Raw genomic sequence first — 18226 nt, 5'->3', positions numbered from 1 at the left:
CGCGGAAGGCGCCTCCTACCCTGGAGGCATGCCTCTGCGCGGAACCCGACCCCCGTCCGTCCTGCTCCGGCGCGTCCTCGCGGTGCCGCGCGCCGTGCGCCGGGCCGATGCCCGCGCCGCCCGGAAGCTCAACGCGCGCCGTCCGGTGCCGCTCGTGGACGGAGCGCTGGTCGGGCTCTCGCGCGCCGCCGATCACGGGGTGCTCTGGTTCGGGCTCGGGGCGCTGCTGCTCCTGGCCGGCCGGCCCCGCGAGGCGGCGCGGGGAGCGGCGTCGCTGGCGGTGGCGAGCGCCGCGGCGAACCTCGTCGGCAAGCAGCTCTTCGGCGGGGTCCGGCCGCTCGTGGTGGACGTGCCGGTGGGGCGGCGGCTCGCCCGCGTGCCCACCTCGCCGAGCTTCCCCTCCGGCCACGCGGCGAGTGCCGCCGCCTTCGCCGCCGGGGTCGCGCTCGAGAACCCGCGGGTGGGACTCGCCGTCGCGCCGCTCGCCGCGGCCGTCGCCTTCTCGCGCCTGCACGTCGGGGTGCACTGGCTCTCCGACGTGGTCGGCGGAGCGGCGCTCGGCGCGGTCGTCGCGGGCCTCGGGAAGGTGCTGGTGCCGGCGCGCCCGCGGCACGTCCCCGTCTCGGAGCGGACGAGCCGGCCGCCGGTCGACGTGCGTCCTCTCGGCGACGGAGCCGAGCTGCTGGTGGTGCTCAACCCGAGCGCCGGGCGCGACTCGCACCGGCCGGATCCGGAGCCGCTGATCCTGCAGCGCTTCCCCGCGGCGCGGGTGCACCGGCTGGCCGAGGGCGAGGACCTCGGCGACGTGGTGCGCTCGGCGCGCGCCGGCGACGCTCCGCCCGAGGTGCTGGGCGTCTACGGCGGCGACGGGACGATGGCGGTCGGCGCGGGGCTCGCGCGGGCCGAGGGGATGACGCTCCTGGTGCTGCCGGGCGGGACGATGAACCACTTCGCCAAGGCGCTGGGCCTGGTGACGATCCAGGACGCGCTCGACGCGGCGGCGCACGGCGAGCGCCGCGACGTCGACGTGGCCGAGGTGACGGCCGGGGACGCCGAGCCGGTCACGGTGCTGAACACCGTCTCGATCGGGCTGTACCCGGAGTTCGTGGCCGCGCGGGAGAAGCGCGAGAAGGTGATCGGCAAGCCGCTCGCCGCGGTCCTCGCCGCCTTCGAGGTGGTGCGCTCGACCGACCCGTTCGAGCTGCGGCGCGACGGGCGGACGGAGCTGGTCTGGTCGTACTTCGTCGGGGTGAACCGGGAGCACCCGCGCACCGCGACGCCGCTCGCCCGCCGGCGCCTGGACGACGGGCAGCTCGACATCCGCGTGCTGCACTCGGGACGGACGCCCCGGACCCGCGGCGCGGTGTCGCTGGCGCTCGGGCGGGGCGCGACGCCGGTGGTCGGGCGAGTGCCCGGCTGGCGCGCTCCGGTGGTCGAGTCGGCCAGCACCGCGGGCGTCGTGGTGGGCGCGCGGCGACCGGCCGGCGTGGACCCGGAGTGGGCGCACGACGGCGAGAGCGAGGTGTTCGACGGCGAGCCGGACGGGTTCCACGAGGCGAGGGTCCGGATCGTGCCGCTGGCGCTGCGGGTCTACTCGGCGGCCGACGACCGCGGGCACGGCGAGGGCGGTGCCGGGAAGTAAAGCCCCCGGCGGATGTCCGTCGATCCGCCTGCGCGCCGGGGAGCGCGTGCCACCCTGGGGAGGGAGCCGGCCGGGCTCTCCTGCAGCCGGCCGCTCCGCCGACTGAAGGAGTCCGCCGTGCGACGCATCCACTACGCCGAGGGGAGCGTCCTCACCGGGGACGACATCGCGGACGCGGTGCTCGAGTACGCCCGGATGCTCGCCTCGACGGCGACCGCGGCCACGGTGGAGATCCCCGTTCGGCGCGGTGGCGGCGTGCTGACGGCCCGGCTGCTGCTCGGACCGTCGAGCCAGATGCTCGTCGAGGACGAGCCCGAGGACGCCGCGGAGATCGTCGACGAAGCGCTGGTTGCCGAGCTGGCCGACCGCGCCCGCCGGCTCGGCCGGCCCGTGCCGATGGCGACCGACGACGACCTGGCGATCCCGCTGGACGTCCTCGACTACTGAGCCGAGTCCTGCGCGTCCGGGCGCTGGGCCGCCGGTCGGTCCGTCGCGGTCAGGGCCCGCTCGAGATCGTCGAGCGCGGGCACCTGCCCGGCGGTGATCTCCTCGCGGGCGCGCTCGAGCGGCAGCCACTCCGCACGCTCGATCTCCGGGTAGGCGCGGATCACTCCGGAGCCGCGCGGCCACTCGAGCTCGAAGGTGTTGCTGGCGACGAAGGCGATGTCGGCGGCGCACTCCGCGGCGAAGACGGTGACGGTCTTCCCGGAGCGCTGGCGGTAGGCACCGAGGAGCGCGTAGTCGAGGTCCGGGGCGGCGACGCCGATCTCCTCCTCGAATTCGCGCCGAGCGGCGTCGAACGGTGCCTCCTCGGGCGTGTGCAGGCCCTTGGGGATCGACCAGGCCCGCGGGCGGCGGGTCCACAGCGGGCCGCCCATCCGGCCGAGGAACACCTCGTGCTCGCCGTCACGCAGCCGGTGCAGGAGGATGCCCGCGCTCGTGTCTCCCGTCATCGCCGCGCTCCGCTCATCCGCCCATCCTGCCGCGTGACCGGGCCGCCGTGGAAGGATCGAGGGGCCGACCCGCTATCCGCCCGGAGTGACCCGCATGAGCAGCACCGAGACCAGCCGTACCGAGACCAGCGCCGCCGAGACCGTTCACACCGGAATCGGTGCCGAGGCCGTCGGCGGTGCGCTCGTCCTCCGGAGGCTGCGCGAGGAGCTCGGCGACGCGGTGACGACCGAGGGGCCGGACTTCGAGTCCGCGCACACCGACAAGTCGGGGTGGACCGCCGGCGGACGTGCGCTCGCGCTGGTCCGCGCGCGCTCGGTCGTCGACGTGCAGGCGACGCTCCGGCTCGCCACCGAGCACCGGGTGCCGGTCGTCCCGCGCGGTGCGGGGACGGGGCTCGCCGCGGGGGCCGTCGGGCGCGACGGCGCGATCGTGCTCTCGACGGCGGCCATGGACCGCATCCTGGAGATCTCGCTCGAGGACGAGCTCGCGGTCGTCGAGCCGGGCGTGCTCAATCAGGCGCTGTCGGACGCGGTCGCCGCGGACGGGCTGATCTTCCCGCCGGACCCGGCGAGCAAGGCGATCTCGAGCATCGGCGGCAACATCGCCACCAACGCGGGCGGGCTGCTCTGCGCGAAGTACGGGGTCACCCGCGAGGCGGTGCTCGGTCTGGCCGTCGTGCTGGCCGACGGGCGCCTGGTGCGGACCGGGCGGCGCAGCGTGAAGGGCGTCGCCGGCTACGACCTCACGGCGCTGCTGACCGGCTCGGAGGGGACGCTCGGGGTGATCGTCGAGGCGACGGTGAAGCTCCGGCCGATCCCCGCGGGCCGGGTGGTCACCGTCGGCGCGTACTTCCCGAGCGTCGTGGCGGCGGCGGCCGCCTCCGCCGCGATCACCGCCGCCCGCCTCCGACCGGCGGTGATGGAGCTGATGGACGAGGGGGCGCTCGCCGCGATCGGTCGCTACACGGGCGCGTCGCTCGACCGCGGCGCCGCCTACCTGCTCGTGCAGACGGACGGCGGGGGAGCGGAGGACGAGGCGCGCCGGATCCTCGCGATCGTCACCGGGGCCGGCGGGGACGCCGAGTCGACGGACGACCCGGTGGCGGGCGAGGCGCTGCTCGCGGTGCGGCGGGCCTTCCATCCCGCGCTCGAGGCCGAGGGCGAGGTGCTGATCGAGGACGTCTGCGTGCCGCGCTCGGCGCTGCCCGCGATGTTCGCCGCGATCCGCGGGATCGAGCAGCGCACCGGGCTGAGCATCCCGACCGTGGCCCACGCGGGCGACGGCAACCTGCACCCGAACTTCGTCGTGCCTGCCGGGTCCGACGGGGTCGGCCAGGAGGTCTGGGCGGCGGCGGGCGAGCTGTTCCGCACGGCGCTCGCGCTCGGCGGCACTCTCACGGGCGAGCACGGGGTGGGGCTGCTGAAGCGGCGCTGGCTCGCGGAGGAGCTCGGCGAGGACTCGATGGCGCTGCAGCGCGGGATCAAGGCGGTGTTCGATCCGCTGGGGATCATGAACCCGGGCGCGGTGTACTGAAGGCTCCCGCCCGGGGTCAGAGGAGCTCCTCGGCGAGCAGCCAGGCCGTCAGCACGATCGTGGCGGCCGACATCAGCCAGTAGAGGATCGTCTCGCGCCAGGAGCCGGCCGAGCCGAGGACGGGGATCGCGGCGTAGCCGCCGGACGTCCAGAGCCGCCGCAGCACGGGCGTGCGGCGCACCCAGCGCGGGGAGCGGATCCGCAGCGGCCAGAGCCAGTTGATCCCCTCGGTGGTGAGGGCGTCACCGGCGACGTGCACGAGGTAGCCGAGGGTCGCGGCGACCTGCAGCCAGGCCCAGGTGCCGTCGGCGAGGGTGACCAGCAGCACCGTCACGACGAGCGCGCCGGCCCAGGCGATCGGCCAGGAGGGCGCCGCCCTGACCGCCTTCGCGGCGAAGGCGATCGCCGGCAGGGTGAGCACGGCGGCCAGCGAGACCGGGCCGACGAGCGGCACGGGGAAGCGCAGGGCGACCAGGAGCGGGATCAGGTACCAGACGACGGCCACGGCGAGCAGGGAGTGCATCCCGTGCCGGTGGCCGCCGCTGATGCGGCCGGCGGTCGCGGTGAGGAGGGACGCGCCGGGTGCCGAGCGCGAGATCGTCGCCCGGGCGTGGTCGGCGTCCGGGACGAGCGCCCAGCCGGCGGCGACGCCGAGACCGACGAGCCGCAGGTCGAGCGGCAGGCCGGCGAGGCCGAGCGGCGCGGCGAGGGCCGGGACGGTCGTGACGAGGGACCAGGCGAGCGCGCCGGAGACGGCGTGGGAGCGACCCATCACGAGAGTGCCTCCGCGGTGTGGAGATGCGCGGGGTGGAGATGCGGAAGGTGGAGGGGAGGGAGGTGGTGGGCGATACCGGACTCGAACCGATGACCTCTTCCGTGTGAAGGAAGCGCGCTACCAACTGCGCCAATCGCCCTGACGGCCGTCTTGTGGACGACCCGAGAAACGATCGTAGCGGATCCGCGGCGCTCCGATGCACCGGGAACGGCGCGCCACGCCCGGGTGAACAGCGGGTTGCGGGCCGGATTCGCGCGGAACGACGCGGGTCCGGCGTCGCGGTGCACGAATCGGGGCGCCGTCGATTTGGAAGTTCGCGCGGCGTTCGGATACAGTCTTCTAGGTCGAGCCGGGCAGCGAAAGCGCCGGGGAGACAGGCAGGACCAGCAATCGGCAGCAAGACAGCAATACAACACATCATGCGGATGTGGCGCAGTGGTAGCGCATCACCTTGCCAAGGTGAGGGTCGCGAGTTCGAATCTCGTCATCCGCTCGAAGAACCGGCCCCCGGGCCGGTGTTTCACCTGGTCGGCCCCGGGAGCTCACGCTCCGAGGGGCCGCCGACACCGAATCCCGTACACGGTGGATTGGCCGAGAGGCGAGGCAGCGGCCTGCAAAGCCGTATACACGGGTTCGAATCCCGTATCCACCTCGATCGTTCACCGAGCGAGGCGCTCCTCCGGGAGCAGCGGGCGATTGGCGCAGCGGTAGCGCGCTTCCCTGACACGGAAGAGGTCACTGGTTCGATCCCAGTATCGCCCACCACGACGACACCCCCGGCCCCGGCCGGGGGTTCGTGCGTTAATGGACCGGATCGGTCTAGCCTCGCAGGGTGTCAGCCTCGATCGCCGTCGGTCACGGCACCGTCCTCCGCCTGATCGTCCGCGAGGACGGTCCCGCGCTCGCCGAGGCGTACCGCCGCAACCGGCGCCGCCTCGCGCCCTGGGAGCCGCTGCGGTCGGCGCGGTTCTTCGAGGCCGGCGGGCAGACCGACGCCATCGCCGACGCGCTGCACGGGTACCGGTCCGGGGCGCTGCTCCCGCTGGTGCTCGAGCGCGGCGACCAGCTCGTCGGGCGGGTGACGCTCTCGAACGTGGTGCGCGGCGCCTTCGACAGCGCGGACCTCGGCTACTGGGTCGACGCCGAGCTGGAGGGCCGTGGGGTGATGACCCGCGCGGTCGGCGCGACCCTCGGCCTCGCCCGTGACGAGCTGCGGTTGCACCGGGTGCAGGCGGGCACGCTGCTGCACAACGTCGGCTCGCAGACGGTGCTCGAGCGCAACGGCTTCGAGCGGATCGGCGTGGCCCGGCGCTACCTGCGGATCGCGGGGGAGTGGCAGGACCACCTGCTCTTCCAGGTGCTGCTCGAGGACGCCGCGACGACGCCGCTGCTGCCGCCGCAGCCCTCGCCGATGCGGCTCGTCTAGGGTGAGCGCGCCGACGCTCGCTCGGCGCGGGCAGCCGGAGGGACGACGGACGATGAGGCGCACGATCGGCGGACGCGGGTTCGACTTCGAGCGGGAGGTCGCGGTGATGGCGGTCGTGAACCGCACGCCGGACTCCTTCTACGACAAGGGCTCCACCTTCGCGCTCGACCGGGCCGTCGACGCCGCGGTGCGGGCCGCCGAGCAGGGCGCCGACTGGGTCGACATCGGCGGCGTCCCCTTCGGCCGCGGGCCCGCCGTCTCGCTGCAGGAGGAGCTGGACCGGGTGGTGCCGGTGGTCGCGGCCATCCATGGGCGCAGCGACGCGGTGATCTCGGTCGACACGACCCGCGCCGAGGTGGCCCGGGCGAGCATCGCCGAGGGCGCCTCCGTCGTCAACGACACCAGCGGGCTGCACGATCCGGGGATGCTCGCGGTGCTCGCGGGCTCCTCCGCCCAGCTCGTCGTCACCCACAGCGTCGGTGCGCCGCGCAGCGAGCCCACGGCGCCGCAGTACGACGACGTCGTGGCCGAGGTGATCGAGCACCTGCGCGTCCGGGTGGACCGTGCGCGGGCCGCGGGGATCCCCGACGACCGGCTGATCGTCGATCCCGGGCACGACCTCAACAAGAACACGCTGCACACGCTGGAGCTGACGCGGCGGCTGGGGGAGCTGTCGGTCCTCGGGCTGCCGGTGCTCGCGGCGGTGTCGAACAAGGACTTCATCGGCGAGACCCTGGACCGGCCGCAGGGCGAGCGGCTGGAGGGATCGCTGGCGGCGGCGGTGATCTGCATCCTGAACGGCGCGCGGATCGTGCGGATGCACGACGTGCGGCAGGCGGTGGACGCGGTGCGGCTGACGGAGGCGGTGCTCGGCTGGCGGCAGCCGGCGTATCTGCGGCACAACGTCGCGGCCGACGAGACGGCGGACCGCGCGTGAGCGCGGCGATCGACCGGCTCCGGCCGGCGCCCGCCCAGGACCTCGACGACGACCAGCTGCTCGCGGCCTACGCGGACGGCGCCGGTGACGCGTGGCTGCGGGTGAACTTCGTCTCGAGCATCGACGGCGCGGTGACCCGCGAGGGGGTCTCGGGGGCGCTGGGCGGCGAGGCGGATCTGCGGGTCTTCGACCTGCTGCGGCGCCTGGCCGACGTGGTGCTCGTCGCGGCGGGCACAGTGCGGACCGAGGGCTACGGGCCGATGGTGCTCTGCGACGAGGCCGCGGTGGCGCGGGCGGCGGCGGGGCTGCCTCCGCATCCGGTTTTCGCGATCGTGTCGGGGTCGCTGGACCTCGATCCCGGGTCGCGGATCTTCACGGAGGCGCCGGTGCGGCCGATCGTCGTGACGACCGGGGCGTCGCCGGAGCGGCGGCGCGCGGAGCTGGCCGAGGTCGCGGACGTGCTGGTCTGCGGCGAGGACGCGCTGGACGCGGGACGGATGCGCGCGGCACTCGTCGAGCGCGGACTCGGCCGGATCCACTGCGAGGGTGGTCCGGGCCTCCTCGGCACACTGCTGGCCGCGGACGCCGTCGACGAGCTGTGCCTGACGATCAGCCCGTCGCTCGAGTCGGGCGACGCCGGCCGCATCGCCCGCGGCGCTGCGACTCCGCGCGAGATGCGCCTGGCCCACGTGCTGGCTGCCGGCGACACCCTCCTCCTCCGCTACCTGCGCTGACCCCTCCCGCGAGATGCCACTTGTGCACAGGACACGCCGAGGATTGCGTGCACAAGTGGCATCTCGCGGGAGGGTGGGGGCATGAGCGGGCCGGATCTGAGCAGGCAGACGTCGATGGTCGGGGTGCGGGTGCCCGAGGTGGCGATCGCGCTCAACGGGGGAGTCGTGCCGGAGCTGGTGTGGCGGAACCAGCTGGACGGGCTGACCTTCCGGGTGCGGGACGGGTACCTGAAGTGGAATCCGCGGGCGAGCGGCGTCGACCTCGGGCGGGAGGCGGTACGGCTCGAGTGGCTCGCCGGACGGCATCCGGTGCCGCGGATCCTCGAGCGCGGGGAGGACGATGAGGCGCAGTGGCTGCTGACGGCGCCGCTCGATGGCGCGAGCGCGGTCGCTCCGGAGTGGATCGCGCGGCCGGAGGAGGCGGTGCGGGCGATCGCGGCGGGGCTGCGGGCGGTGCACGCACTGCTCGTGGCCGAGGTGCCCGCGGCGCTGCGCGGCGACTCGTGGTTCGATCGGCGCCCCGCGGCGCTCGGTGCGGCTCCGGCGCTGGACGAGCCCGTCGTCGTGCACGGGGACGCCTGCGCGCCGAACACTCTGATCGGCAGCGACGGCCGCTGGTGCGCCTCCGTCGACGTGGGCGATCTCGGCGTGGGCGATCGCTGGGCGGATCTCGCGGTCGCGGTGGTCAGCCTCGGCTGGAACTACGGCGAGGGCTGGGGGCCGCTGCTGCTCCGCGAGTACGGGATCGAGCCGGACGAGGAGCGGGCGCAGTACTACCGGGAGCTGTGGGGGCTCGAGTCGTGAACCGAGTGCGACTCGGGAGCTCGGCCCTGCTGATCGAGTAGCCCGCGGAGCGGGCGTATCGAGATCCGCCGGCGTCAGAACAGGGGTCTGCAGGCCGGCCGTGCTGAGGACGGTGGGTCTCGATACGCCCCTGCGGGGCTACTCGACCGGCATGGGCTCGTGACGCCGCCTTGCCCGACCAGCATGTCTGCGGCGGTTTCAGTCCTTCGCGGCCGCCTTCTCGGAGTCCTTCGCGGCCTCGTCGTCCTGCGAGGGGCCCTTCTGGCCGCGGTTCTCGCTGGAGAGGCGCAGCCAGCGGCCGTCGCGCACGTCCTTCTCGTGCACGGCGGCCTTCTTGTCGCTCGCGGCGGTGTCGCGCGGGGGCAACTGGATGGTCTCCTCCGCCTCGATGCCGGCCTGGAGCTCGCGGCCGCGCTCGAGCTCGGCGTCGAACTCGGCGCCGAAGAGCAGGGCGATGTTGGTGATCCAGATCCAGAGCAGGAAGACGATCACGCCACCGAGCGAGCCGTAGGTCTTGTTGTAGTTGGAGAAGTTGGCGACGTAGAACGCGAAGCCGACCGAGGCGAGCAGCCAGATCGCGAGCGCGAGGATCGAGCCGACGCTGATCCAGCGGAACTTCGGCTGGCGGATGTTCGGCGCCCAGTAGTAGAGGATCGCGATGGTCAGCACCGCGATGATCACCAGCACCGGCCACTTGGCGATGTTCCAGACCGACAGCGCGGCGGGGCCGAGACCGACGACGTCGCCGACGGCGGTGGCGACCGGGCCGCTCAGCACCAGGATGAGCGCGGCGACGACGATGAGGATCACGGTGACGACGGTGACGCCGAGCATGGTCGGGCGCAGCTTCCAGAACGGGCGGCCCTCGTCGATCTCGTAGACGCGGTTCATCGCGCGGCCGAAGGCGCCGACGTAGCCGGAGGCGGACCAGAGCGCGCCGACGAGACCGGTGACGAAGGCGACGCCGGCGGCCGGCGAGTTGACCAGCGACTGGATCGGGTCGCGCAGCAGGTCGACGACCTCGGCGGAGGCCAGGTTGCCGACCAGGTCGAGCACGGTCTGCGTGGTCGCCTGCGCCTGGCCGAAGAGGCCGAGGACGGAGACGATGGCGAGCAGCGCCGGGAACAGCGCCAGCACGGCGTAGTAGGTGAGGGCGGCGGCGAGGTCGGTGCACTGGTCGGCGCCGAACTCGCGGCCGGTCTTCTTCAGGACGTAGAACCAGGAGCGCTTGGTGATGTCGGTGACGTCGTCGGGCTTGCGCGCGTCGTCGGGCTCGGGCGCGGTCTTCTCGCGGGTCGTGCTCTTCTCGGCCATGCCGCCACGCTATTGCCCTGGGCGAGAGAACGGTGGCCCCTTGACGCCGAGCCGCCCGATCCGGGAGGGGAGCGCTCTCAGACGGGCCCTCGATCCGGGGTCCGCGGCCGTGCTCCCGCGCCGGTGCCTCAGGCGGTGCGGCCCTGACGGCTCGCGGCGAGGATCCCGAAGGCGAGGAAGGAGCAGGTCGCGGTGAGCACGATCAGCAGCGGGGCGTCCCAGCCGCCGCTGACGTCGTGCGCGAGGCCGACCACGGTCGGGGCGGTGGCGGCGACGGCGTAGCCGAGGCCCTGCACGGTGGCGGAGAGCCGCGAGGCGTGCCGGTCGGAGCGGGAGAGGCGCACGAGCAGGACGAAGACGACGGTGATCCCGCCGCCCTGCGCCGCGCCGCCGAGCAGGCACCAGAGCGCCCAGAGTTGCGGGGCGAGCAGCAGGCCGAGCGGGACGGTGCACCAGAGCACGCCGATCAGGACGATGCTGCCGAGCGGCCGGAGCCGGCGCACCACCAGCGGGACGCCGATCGCGCCGATGATCGCGGCGATCTGGAAGACGGAGGAGCTCGCTCCGGCCGCCTCGATCGAGAAGCCGTTGCGGTCGACCAGGAGCGAGGGCAGCCAGGCGGTGACGCCGTAGTAGGAGAAGGCCTGACTGGCGAAGCAGACCGCGAGCGCGAGCACGGTGGCGCTGCGCCAGATCCGGGGCGCCGGCTCCTGCGGTCCGCGCGCGGCCGGCGGGCGCGGGGCGGGGCGGAGGGCCCGGGCGGGTCCGCGGGCGAGCAGCCAGCCGGCGACGGCCAGGACGTTGAGCACCAGCCAGGCGAGCAGGGCGCCGCGCCAGCCGAGGACGAGGGCGAGCGGCGCGGTGCCGAGCGAGGTGATGGTCGAGCCGATGTTGAGCGCGGCGGTGTAGACGCCGGTCGTGAGGTCGACGCGCTCGGGTGCGACGTCGCGGCGGATGACGACGGGGACCACGACGTTGCCGATGGTGATGAAGACGCCGATGAGGACGGTGCCGGCGACGACGGAGACCACGTCGCCGGCCGAGCGCAGGATCGTGCCGAGGGCGACGCCGAGCACGGTGACGGTCACCGCGGCGTCCGGCCCGACCCGGCGGATCACGAGCAGGGCCAGCGGCGTGGCCAGGGCGAAGCAGAGCACCGGGATGCTGGTGAGGACGCCCGCCTGGCCGGAGGAGAGCGCGAGGTCGCCGCGGATCGCGTCGATGACGGGAGCCACGGCCACGATCGGGCCGCGGAGGACCAGCGCGACCAGGGCGACGGCGACGACGAAGAGCCAGGGGGCGCTCCGCCGCGTCACGCCGGTCAGCTGGAGAGCCCGGCGGCGCGTGCCAGGAAGGACAGCACTCCGAAGACGATGCCGATGACACCGGTGATCAGGCCCGCGGTGGCGAAGCCGCGGCCGCCGAGCTGCGCGGAGGCGGCCCGGCCGCGGACGCCGAAGACGATCGCGAGGATCGACGGGACGAGGAGCGGGTTGATCAGGATGCTGGCGATGCCGAGGACGAGGCTCGCGATCGCGAGGGAGTTGCGGCGTGCGGGGGCGGCGCCGTAGCCGGCGGCCGGGCCGTAGCCGGGGGCCGGTCCGGAGCCCGGGGTGACCGGGTACTGCGGGGCGGCTCCGTAGCCGGGGGTGGCCCCGTACCCGGGCGCGGCTCCGTAGCCGGGGGTGGCGGGCTGCTCGGGCTCGGGCGTCCCGTAGGCGGGAGCGGGCGGCACGGCGGGGCGCGAGCGATCCGTCCAGGCCGCTCCGTCCCAGTAGAGCTCGGCACCGAGGTCGGCGGGGTGCGGGTACCAGCCGGGCGCGGGAAGAGGGGCGGAGTCGTCGGGCATGCGCTGATTCTAGGACGGCGGCGCGGAGCAGTGCGGCCGGGCGGCGGGACCGGGTGCGCGGTCCCGCCGGGTCGCCGCGGGGTGCGGGACCGCGGCGCAGGGCAGGATGGACCCGTCGAGCGGGCTCGCCGCGCGGTCGCCGGAGGAGGAGCCATGGGCTGGAGCATCGTCGAGGTCGAGTGGGCGGACCCCCGGGCCGAGAGCCTGCGGGCGGCGCAGCGGGTCGAGCTGGACGAGCGCTACGGCTCGGACGACCACGAGCCGGGGACGCCGCCGTCCGCCGACGACGTCCCCGTGTTCCTCGTCGCCGTCGACGAGGGCGGCGCGGCCGTGGCCTGCGGCGGGCTGCGCCCGCTGCCGGACTCGGTGCTCGGGCCGGACGTCGTCGAGGTGAAGCGGATGTTCGTCGACCGGTCCGCCCGCGGCTCCGGAGTCGCCGCGGCCGTGCTCGCCGCGCTGGAGGACAGGGCCCGCGAGCGCGGGGCGGTCCGCCTGGTGCTGGAGACGGGCACGCTGCAGCCGGACGCGATCCGGTTCTACACGCGGCAGGGCTACGCGCCGATCCCGCTGTTCGGCTCCTACCTCGGCTCGGAGCACTCGGTCTGCTTCGGGCGCTCGCTGCGGCCGGCGCGCGTCGAGGCGTCGGCGGACGTCGATCCGCGCGCCGAGGTCGGCGACGGGACGCTGGTCTGGCACCTGGCCCAGGTGCGCGAGCGGGCCCGGGTGGGCCGGGACTGCGTGATCGGCCGGGGCGCGTATCTCGGCCCGGGTGTCGTGGTGGGCGACCGCTGCAAGATCCAGAACCACGCGCTCGTCTACGAGCCGGCCGTGCTCGGCGACGGGGTGTTCGTCGGCCCCGCCGTGGTGTTCACGAACGACCTGCGGCCCCGCGCCGTCACTCCGGACGGGGCGCTGAAGTCGGCGGACGACTGGCACGCCGTCGGGGTCGTGGTGGAGGAGGGCGCGGCGATCGGCGCCCGAGCCGTCTGCGTCGCTCCGGTGCGCATCGGCGCCTGGGCGATGGTCGCGGCCGGCGCCGTGGTGGCCGCCGACGTGCCGCCCTTCGCCCTCGTGGTCGGCGTGCCCGGCCGGCGGGTCGGCTGGGTCGGGCGGGCCGGTGCGCGACTCGAGGCGGCCGGCGCCGGTGCGGACGGCGCTCTCTGGCGCTGCCCGGAGACCGGCGAGGAGTACGTCGAGCGCGACGGGGTGCTGAGCCGGGTCTGAGTCCCGGGCCTGCCCGGCACCGGGCCCGGCCCGCACCGCGTCCGGCGCCGCGGTCCGCTCAGCTGCGGTGCGAGGTGAGCCCGCTCCGCTCGGGGACGGGGTCGCGGTGCCGGACCAGGGCGGGCGGGGTGCTGTGCCCGGCGTGCGGGGCGGCGCGGAAGGCGGGCGGGGCGTCGTGCGCGGAGGTCGTCGCGCTCGGCGCGGCGATCGGGAGGCGCGGAGACGGTACCGCCGCCGTCGAGGTGCCGGCCGGGGCGCCCCGTCGTCCCGCGCGCCGGCCGTCGACGGCGCGGGCGATCGAGATCGCGCCGAAGAGCAGCACCACGCCGCCGACGGCGACCATGATCACCGCGCGGAGCCGGTCCGAGATCTGCTCGACCGCCTTGCCGGGCGTCTGCACCTCGAGCGCGGTGAAGAGGTAGCGGTCGTCCGCGCCGTTGATGGTCTGCATGCTGCGCAGCGTGTCGACGAGCCGGTCGCCGAGCGCCGTCGTCGTGGCGAGCGAGCCGTCGGCCGTCGGGGCGTCGGCGGTCACGCTCAGCAGCAGCCCCTGGCCGGCCCAGGCCGACCGCTCGACGGCGAACTGGGTGCTGAGACCCTGCGCGGCGAGCGCGTCCGCGGTGTCGTCGCTGTTCATCACGGTGACGAGCACCTGGGCGGCGAGCGAGTTGTCCGAGGAGCGCAGGTACGGATTGTCGGAGTTCAGCGCGGCGAGGGCCGGGTCGGCCTCCAGCTCCGCCGTGGAGGGCAGCTTCGGATTGACCAGCGCGTAGGTCGCGGTCGAGGCGTAGGTGCGCGGTGAGAGCACGAGGACGTACGCCATGGCGGCGACGGTGAGCACGAGGACGACGCCGGCGAGGAGCCGGTGGCGCCAGAGGGTGCGGAGAACGGAGACGGGGTCCATCAGGACAGCCTTTCTGGGACGTGATCGATCGCGCCGCGGGCGGGGACGGTGGCGTCCGCGCTCAGGGCGGAGGGGAGTCCGAGCTCGGCGCGGACCAGGAGCCAGCAGCTCCCGGACAGGCCGAGCACGAACGGGTACAGCAGGGCGAACACCGGGAAGCCCAGTGAGTCGAAGGTGGCGGAGGCGACCGCGGCGACCGTCGCGGAAGCGGCGACGCTCCCGGTCAGGGCGCGCAGGCGCGGGTCCCGGGCGAACTGGGCGGCGATCAGCCCGAAGAGGGCCGGGACGCCGAAGTAGGCGAGCACCGCGACGGCGCCGAGGAGGCCGAGCGTGATGGCGGCGCCGAGGTACTGGTTGTCGAGGATGAGCAGGGCGCTGTCCGGGAGGTAGGTGCCCGGGCCGGTGCCCAGCAGGGGCTGGTGCGCGACGAGGGCCGCCACGCGCGGGTAGTTGTCGAGGCGGTTGGTGATCGAGGAGTCGCTGGTGCCCGCGCCGATCGAGCCGGTGAGGGTGCCGAGCAGGCCCGGGGTGGTCACGAAGAACGCGGCGACGGCGACGGGCGCGATCACGTAGCCCCACCTCCTGGCGTAGGCGGGCAGGAAGACCGCGCAGACCACAGCGCCCACCACCAGGGAGAGCACTCCCGACCGCGAGACCGTCAGCGCCAGCGCGACGACCAGCAGCACGCAGGACGCGGCGCGGAGGAACCGCGGGGTCGTCCGGTCGTACAGCAGCCGCCAGACGGCGAGCGGCAGCAGCATCGCCGAGACGACCGCCAGCTCGATCGGGTGGAAGGTGGTGCCCGCCACCCGGGTGAGCCCGTCCCGGTCCTGGAACGGCGTGCTGCCGCCGTTGTCGACGAAGCCGACCATGACGCTCCGGATCCACTCGACCGGGTCGACGTGGGTGGTGAACTGGATGATCGCCACGATCGCGCAGATCGACGCCGCGTTCACGAGCGAGCCGAGCAGCACCCGCGCGTCCTCGAGGGTGCGCACGCTCTGGGTGGTGACCAGGGCGATCCCGGCGGAGGCGAGCAGCAGCAGCAGCCAGCGGTCGGCGCTGAGCTGCCCCTCGCCGGTGCGCGGGATGGTGTCGTTGACGGCGTAGCGGACGTAGGACGCGATGCTCACGAGCAGCAGCAGGGTGAGCGCGGCCCGCCCCGGGTGGCGCATCGGGATCGGGTCGTGCAGCCCCAGCAGGGCCGACGCCGCCCACGCGCCGGTGAGCAGCAGTGCGAGCACCATCGCGACCGAGCCGGACGCGCCCAGGGGAGCGAGCACCTGATCCGCGGGGAAGAGGAACAGCGCGTAGGCGACCAGGCGCAGCAGCGTCGGGGGCCCGGTCCGCTCGATCATCACGGCCACGGGTCAGGCCCCCGACTGCGCGGAGGAGGCCCGGCGGGTGGTCTCGTCGCGGGTCCAGCCCGCCGCCTGCCGCTCCGGCAGCCGGCTGGCGAGGGCGAAGCAGAGGTAGACGGCGGCGTCGGCGAGCTCGAGCGGACCCCGGGCGGCCCGCATCACCTGAACGGCTGTGCGGGACGAGCGGCGCTCGCCGCCGGGGGTCGCCGCCGCCAGCTGCGCGCTGCCGCGCTGGGTGCGGCGCAGGACGCCGAGCAGGCTGGTCGCGCTCCGGGGCACCTGCACCACCGCGGGGGCGGTGGCGACGACGGCGCGCTCGGCGACGGAGAACCGGCCGTCGACGAACTCGTCGTCGGCGATCAGCGCGGGGAAGGTCCCGATCCGCTCGTGTCCCGGGCCGCTGACGGCGTAGCCGCCGGCCCCCCAGAGCGCGGTGTGCAGCGAGGCCGTGCGCGAGCGGGCGCGGTAGTAGGCGCGGACCAGCGGGTCGGCTCCGGTCGCGTCGTAGACCGCCGTCGGCCGAGCGGCGAGCAGCCCGCCGCGGGTGACCGCGTCGAAGACGTTCCAGACCGCGTCCGCCGTGACGCCGACGTCCGCGTCGAGGTAGAGGCGCGGCCAGGTGGCGGCCACCGCGTCGCCCGCGTTGAGGGCCGCGGTCTTGGACGCCTCGGCGATCTCGACCACGGTGACGCCGGCGAAGCCGCGCGCGATCTCGGCGGTGGCGTCGGTGCAGGCGTTGCAGACGACGATCACCTCGAGGGCGCCGCTCGCAGCGGCGGCGGCCAGCGGCGCCAGGGTGCGGGCGATCACCGCCTCCTCGTCGTGCGCGGGGACGACGACCGAGCCGCTCGGGTGCGGTGCGGCGAGCGGGCGGGCGAGCGCGCCGGAGGGGAGCGAGGCGAGCCGGGCACCGACCGCGAGCGCGAGGGCCGCGTGCCGGTGCTCGCGGCCTCGGGCGCCGGGGAGGGCGCTGCGGGCGGACTCCGCCGCCAGCACGACGAGGCGGAAGGTGCTCGAGTACAGCGCGCCGTGGAACTTCTGCACGTAGCGCACCCGGTTCACGGCGAGCAGCGCGGCGAGGGCGGTGGAGGAGCCGGAGCCGCCGCCGTCGTGCACGACCCGCGCGGCGGGCTCGAACCAGGCTTCGGCGCCGAGGTCGCGGGCACGGCGGAAGTAGTCCGTCTCCTCGGAGTAGAGGAAGAACCGCTCGTCCCAGTCGCCGAGGCGGGCGGCGACCAGCGCGTCGATCAGCATCGCGGCGCCGGTCGCCCAGTCGATCCGGTGGGCGTGCCGGTAGCTCTCCGGGTCGCTGTCGGTCTCGCTGGAGAACGCGGGGCGGTCGAGGACCTTGTCGCCGAGCAGTGCGTCGCCGAGGGCGCGCAGCCGGGTCGGCTCGCGGCGGAGCGAGCGCGACGGGGCGCCCGCGGCGTCGAGCAGGAGCGGCACGACGATGCCCGCAGAGGAGGAGTCCATCCGCGCCAGCAGCGTCGAGACGGCGCCGGGCAGCACGACCAGATCGGGGTTCAGCACGAGCAGCGCACCCGCGTCGCCCGCGTGCCGCCGGGCGATGTTGATCGCGGCGGCGTAGCCGACGTTGGCCCCCGCGTCGACGGCGACGACGTCGGAGTGCGCCGCCGCGAGGGCGAGCGAGCCGTCGTCGGAGGCGTTGTCGACGACGACCACGCGGATCCGGACGCCGGTCGCGGCCTCCGCGCGCAGGCTCGTCAGCAGGCGCTCCATCGTCGCGGCCGAGCGGTAGCTGACGACGAGGGCGGCGACGTCGGCGCGCTCGCCGGCTCCGACGAAGCGGGCGCTCCCGCCGGGCAGGACCACGGGCAGCACGGGGGACGGCGCGGCGGGCTGCGCGGCCCTGCCGAGCACGGGGCCGCGCTGCGGGGTGGTCGAGCTGTGCCGGCGCAGGCTCGCGTAGGCGAGCGGCCCCTCGACGAGGTAGCGGCGCGCGAGGCGGCGCGGCTCGAGGGCGAGGCGCCAGAGCCACTCCACGCCGCGGTCGGCGACCCACTGCGGCGCGCGGCGGACGGAGCCGCCGAGGAAGTCGACGGCCGCGCCGAAGGCCAGCAGCACGTGCGCGCCGGTCCGCGGGCCGTGCTCGTCGATCCAGAGCTCCTGGCGGGGCTTGCCGAGTCCGACGATGAGCAGGTCGACCCGCGCGCCGCGGATCGACTCGACCAGCGCGGCGTTGGCGGCGGGGTCGGCGAGCTCGGCCCGGGAGGGCGACCAGAGTCCGGCCATCACCAGGTCGGGCCGCTCCTCGGACAGGCGGGCGCGCAGCCGGGACTGCGCGACCTCGGAGCCGCCGAGCACGCCGACGCGCACGCCGTCGGTCGCGGCGCGGTCCAGCAGCGGCCCGATCAGGTCGCTGCCGGCCAGGCGCGGCCAGGAGACGCCGGTGAGGCGCTCGGCCTGCTTGGCGATCGGGCTGCCGTCGATGAGCGAGAGCCACTCGACCGGGCGGGCCGGGACGTCCAGCGGCGCGTCGGTCCACTCGGTCTCGCCCTCGGCCACGGGGACCAGGACGAGGGTCGGCGCCTCGGCGACCGGCAGGGCGCGGCGCTCGAGCACGTGCTGCCAGCGTCCGCCGTGGCCGAAGTGGTTGACGTGGTCGACGTTCACGGAGAGGACGCCCAGCGGCGCGTCGTGCAGGGCGGCGGCGCGGTCCGCGATGGTGCGGACCGCCTCCTCGTGCCGGGCGAGATCGACGGGGCTGCCGCCGAGGACGACCCGGCGGTGGGTTTCGAGGGTCATGGG

16 protein-coding genes, 4 tRNA genes and 1 pseudogene are annotated in these 18226 nt (G+C 75.0%); 12 read left to right on the top strand and 9 right to left on the bottom strand.

Annotation, left to right across the window (positions count from 1 at the left end; all coding sequences use genetic code 11):
- Positions 1–28: 28 nt before the first annotated feature.
- On the top strand, positions 29–1642 hold the full coding sequence (locus EDF45_RS09185; protein WP_123735876.1) for a bifunctional phosphatase PAP2/diacylglycerol kinase family protein: 1614 nt from the start codon (positions 29–31) through the stop codon (positions 1640–1642).
- 117 nt (positions 1643–1759) lie between these two features.
- Positions 1760–2089 (top strand): hypothetical protein, encoded by a 330-nt coding sequence (locus EDF45_RS09180; RefSeq protein ID WP_123735875.1) that lies wholly within the window; start codon positions 1760–1762, stop codon positions 2087–2089.
- Here the strand turns inward: EDF45_RS09180 and EDF45_RS09175 are convergent.
- Positions 2083–2595, bottom strand: coding sequence for an NUDIX domain-containing protein (locus EDF45_RS09175; protein ID WP_123735874.1), 513 nt, complete (start codon positions 2593–2595; stop codon positions 2083–2085). The two genes, EDF45_RS09180 and EDF45_RS09175, sit on opposite strands and share 7 nt — an antisense overlap.
- Before the next feature lie 94 nt (positions 2596–2689).
- On the opposite strand from EDF45_RS09175, the gene EDF45_RS09170 reads away from it, so the two are divergent.
- Positions 2690–4129 (top strand): FAD-binding oxidoreductase, encoded by a 1440-nt coding sequence (locus EDF45_RS09170; RefSeq protein ID WP_123735873.1) that lies wholly within the window; start codon positions 2690–2692, stop codon positions 4127–4129.
- 16 nt (positions 4130–4145) lie between these two features.
- Here the strand turns inward: EDF45_RS09170 and EDF45_RS09165 are convergent, their stop codons facing one another.
- The gene (locus tag EDF45_RS09165; RefSeq protein WP_123735872.1) at positions 4146–4901 is read right to left on the bottom strand and encodes a metal-dependent hydrolase; all 756 of its coding nucleotides are present in this window, start codon (positions 4899–4901) and stop codon (positions 4146–4148) included.
- Positions 4902–4967: 66 nt separating this feature from the next.
- Positions 4968–5043: transfer RNA gene (locus EDF45_RS09160), tRNA-Val, on the bottom strand.
- A 282-nt stretch (positions 5044–5325) separates the two neighbouring features.
- Here EDF45_RS09160 and EDF45_RS09155 point away from each other — a divergent pair.
- The 7 genes from EDF45_RS09155 to EDF45_RS09125 all read left to right on the top strand — a co-directional run bounded on the left by EDF45_RS09155 (position 5326) and on the right by EDF45_RS09125 (position 8805).
- A tRNA-Gly gene (locus tag EDF45_RS09155) sits at positions 5326–5397 on the top strand.
- 88 nt (positions 5398–5485) lie between these two features.
- Positions 5486–5556 (top strand) — tRNA-Cys (locus tag EDF45_RS09150).
- Between the two features lie 38 nt (positions 5557–5594).
- A tRNA-Val gene (locus EDF45_RS09145) sits at positions 5595–5669 on the top strand.
- 67 nt (positions 5670–5736) lie between these two features.
- Entirely contained in the window at positions 5737–6330 is a 594-nt protein-coding gene (locus EDF45_RS09140) for a GNAT family N-acetyltransferase (RefSeq protein WP_123735871.1), read from the top strand.
- 52 nt (positions 6331–6382) lie between these two features.
- A complete protein-coding gene (gene folP / locus EDF45_RS09135; RefSeq protein WP_123735870.1) occupies positions 6383–7267 on the top strand; it encodes a dihydropteroate synthase in 885 nt (294 codons plus the stop codon).
- Positions 7264–8001, top strand: a complete 738-nt coding sequence (locus tag EDF45_RS09130) for a pyrimidine reductase family protein (protein ID WP_123735869.1) — start codon at positions 7264–7266, stop codon at positions 7999–8001. The genes folP and EDF45_RS09130 overlap by 4 nt, the downstream gene beginning before the upstream one ends.
- A gap of 81 nt (positions 8002–8082) precedes the next feature.
- Complete coding sequence (locus EDF45_RS09125) at positions 8083–8805, top strand: phosphotransferase (protein ID WP_221181097.1); 723 nt, start codon at positions 8083–8085, stop codon at positions 8803–8805.
- 198 nt (positions 8806–9003) lie between these two features.
- Here the strand turns inward: EDF45_RS09125 and EDF45_RS09120 are convergent, their stop codons facing one another.
- From EDF45_RS09120 to EDF45_RS09110, 3 genes are all read right to left on the bottom strand, one after another.
- The gene (locus tag EDF45_RS09120; protein WP_123735867.1) at positions 9004–10119 is read right to left on the bottom strand and encodes a YihY/virulence factor BrkB family protein; all 1116 of its coding nucleotides are present in this window, start codon (positions 10117–10119) and stop codon (positions 9004–9006) included.
- 128 nt (positions 10120–10247) lie between these two features.
- Complete coding sequence (locus EDF45_RS09115) at positions 10248–11435, bottom strand: CynX/NimT family MFS transporter (RefSeq protein ID WP_311316337.1); 1188 nt, start codon at positions 11433–11435, stop codon at positions 10248–10250.
- A gap of 5 nt (positions 11436–11440) precedes the next feature.
- Positions 11441–11968: a DUF4190 domain-containing protein gene (locus EDF45_RS09110; protein WP_123735865.1), complete on the bottom strand. Its 528-nt coding sequence runs from the start codon at positions 11966–11968 to the stop codon at positions 11441–11443.
- A gap of 153 nt (positions 11969–12121) precedes the next feature.
- Between EDF45_RS09110 and EDF45_RS21575 the strand changes: the two are divergent.
- Both EDF45_RS21575 and EDF45_RS21570 read left to right on the top strand, forming a co-directional pair.
- Positions 12122–12514: pseudogene (locus EDF45_RS21575) on the top strand (GNAT family N-acetyltransferase); the annotation flags it as partial.
- A 72-nt stretch (positions 12515–12586) separates the two neighbouring features.
- The gene (locus EDF45_RS21570) at positions 12587–13192 is read left to right on the top strand and encodes an acyltransferase (protein ID WP_221181103.1); all 606 of its coding nucleotides are present in this window, start codon (positions 12587–12589) and stop codon (positions 13190–13192) included.
- A 58-nt stretch (positions 13193–13250) separates the two neighbouring features.
- On the opposite strand, the gene EDF45_RS09100 is transcribed toward EDF45_RS21570, so the two are convergent.
- Genes EDF45_RS09100 through EDF45_RS09090 form a run of 3 tightly spaced genes read right to left on the bottom strand, consistent with a single transcriptional unit; the run spans position 13251 to position 18223 of the window.
- A complete protein-coding gene (locus EDF45_RS09100) occupies positions 13251–14096 on the bottom strand; it encodes a chain-length determining protein (RefSeq protein ID WP_123735863.1) in 846 nt (281 codons plus the stop codon).
- Positions 14096–15454 carry an O-antigen ligase gene (locus tag EDF45_RS09095; RefSeq protein WP_148060252.1) on the bottom strand — a complete coding sequence of 453 codons (1359 nt, stop codon included), beginning with the start codon at positions 15452–15454 and terminating at the stop codon, positions 14096–14098. The genes EDF45_RS09100 and EDF45_RS09095 overlap by 1 nt, the downstream gene beginning before the upstream one ends.
- A 12-nt stretch (positions 15455–15466) precedes the next feature.
- A complete protein-coding gene (locus tag EDF45_RS09090; protein WP_123735861.1) occupies positions 15467–18223 on the bottom strand; it encodes a WecB/TagA/CpsF family glycosyltransferase in 2757 nt (918 codons plus the stop codon).
- Positions 18224–18226: the final 3 nt, after the last annotated feature.

The organism is Rathayibacter sp. PhB186 (assembly GCF_003751825.1).
Taxonomy (GTDB): Bacteria; Actinomycetota; Actinomycetes; order Actinomycetales; family Microbacteriaceae; genus Rathayibacter; species Rathayibacter festucae.
This window is presented reverse-complemented; position numbering and strand designations above follow the sequence as displayed.

Bases quoted from the DNA above. Each gene is read 5' to 3' on its own strand.
- EDF45_RS09185 (WP_123735876.1), top strand. From the start codon at position 29: ATGCCTCTGCGCGGAACCCGACCCCCGTCCGTCCTGCTCCGGCGCGTC.
- EDF45_RS09175 (WP_123735874.1), bottom strand. From the start codon at position 2,595: ATGACGGGAGACACGAGCGCGGGCATCCTCCTGCACCGGCTGCGTGAC.
- EDF45_RS09170 (WP_123735873.1), top strand. From the start codon at position 2,690: ATGAGCAGCACCGAGACCAGCCGTACCGAGACCAGCGCCGCCGAGACC.
- EDF45_RS09165 (WP_123735872.1), bottom strand. From the start codon at position 4,901: ATGGGTCGCTCCCACGCCGTCTCCGGCGCGCTCGCCTGGTCCCTCGTC.
- folP (WP_123735870.1), top strand. From the start codon at position 6,383: ATGAGGCGCACGATCGGCGGACGCGGGTTCGACTTCGAGCGGGAGGTC.
- EDF45_RS09125 (WP_221181097.1), top strand. From the start codon at position 8,083: ATGAGCGGGCCGGATCTGAGCAGGCAGACGTCGATGGTCGGGGTGCGG.
- EDF45_RS09120 (WP_123735867.1), bottom strand. From the start codon at position 10,119: ATGGCCGAGAAGAGCACGACCCGCGAGAAGACCGCGCCCGAGCCCGAC.
- EDF45_RS09110 (WP_123735865.1), bottom strand. From the start codon at position 11,968: ATGCCCGACGACTCCGCCCCTCTTCCCGCGCCCGGCTGGTACCCGCAC.
- EDF45_RS09100 (WP_123735863.1), bottom strand. From the start codon at position 14,096: ATGGACCCCGTCTCCGTTCTCCGCACCCTCTGGCGCCACCGGCTCCTC.
- EDF45_RS09095 (WP_148060252.1), bottom strand. From the start codon at position 15,454: ATGATCGAGCGGACCGGGCCCCCGACGCTGCTGCGCCTGGTCGCCTAC.
- EDF45_RS09090 (WP_123735861.1), bottom strand. From the start codon at position 18,223: ATGACCCTCGAAACCCACCGCCGGGTCGTCCTCGGCGGCAGCCCCGTC.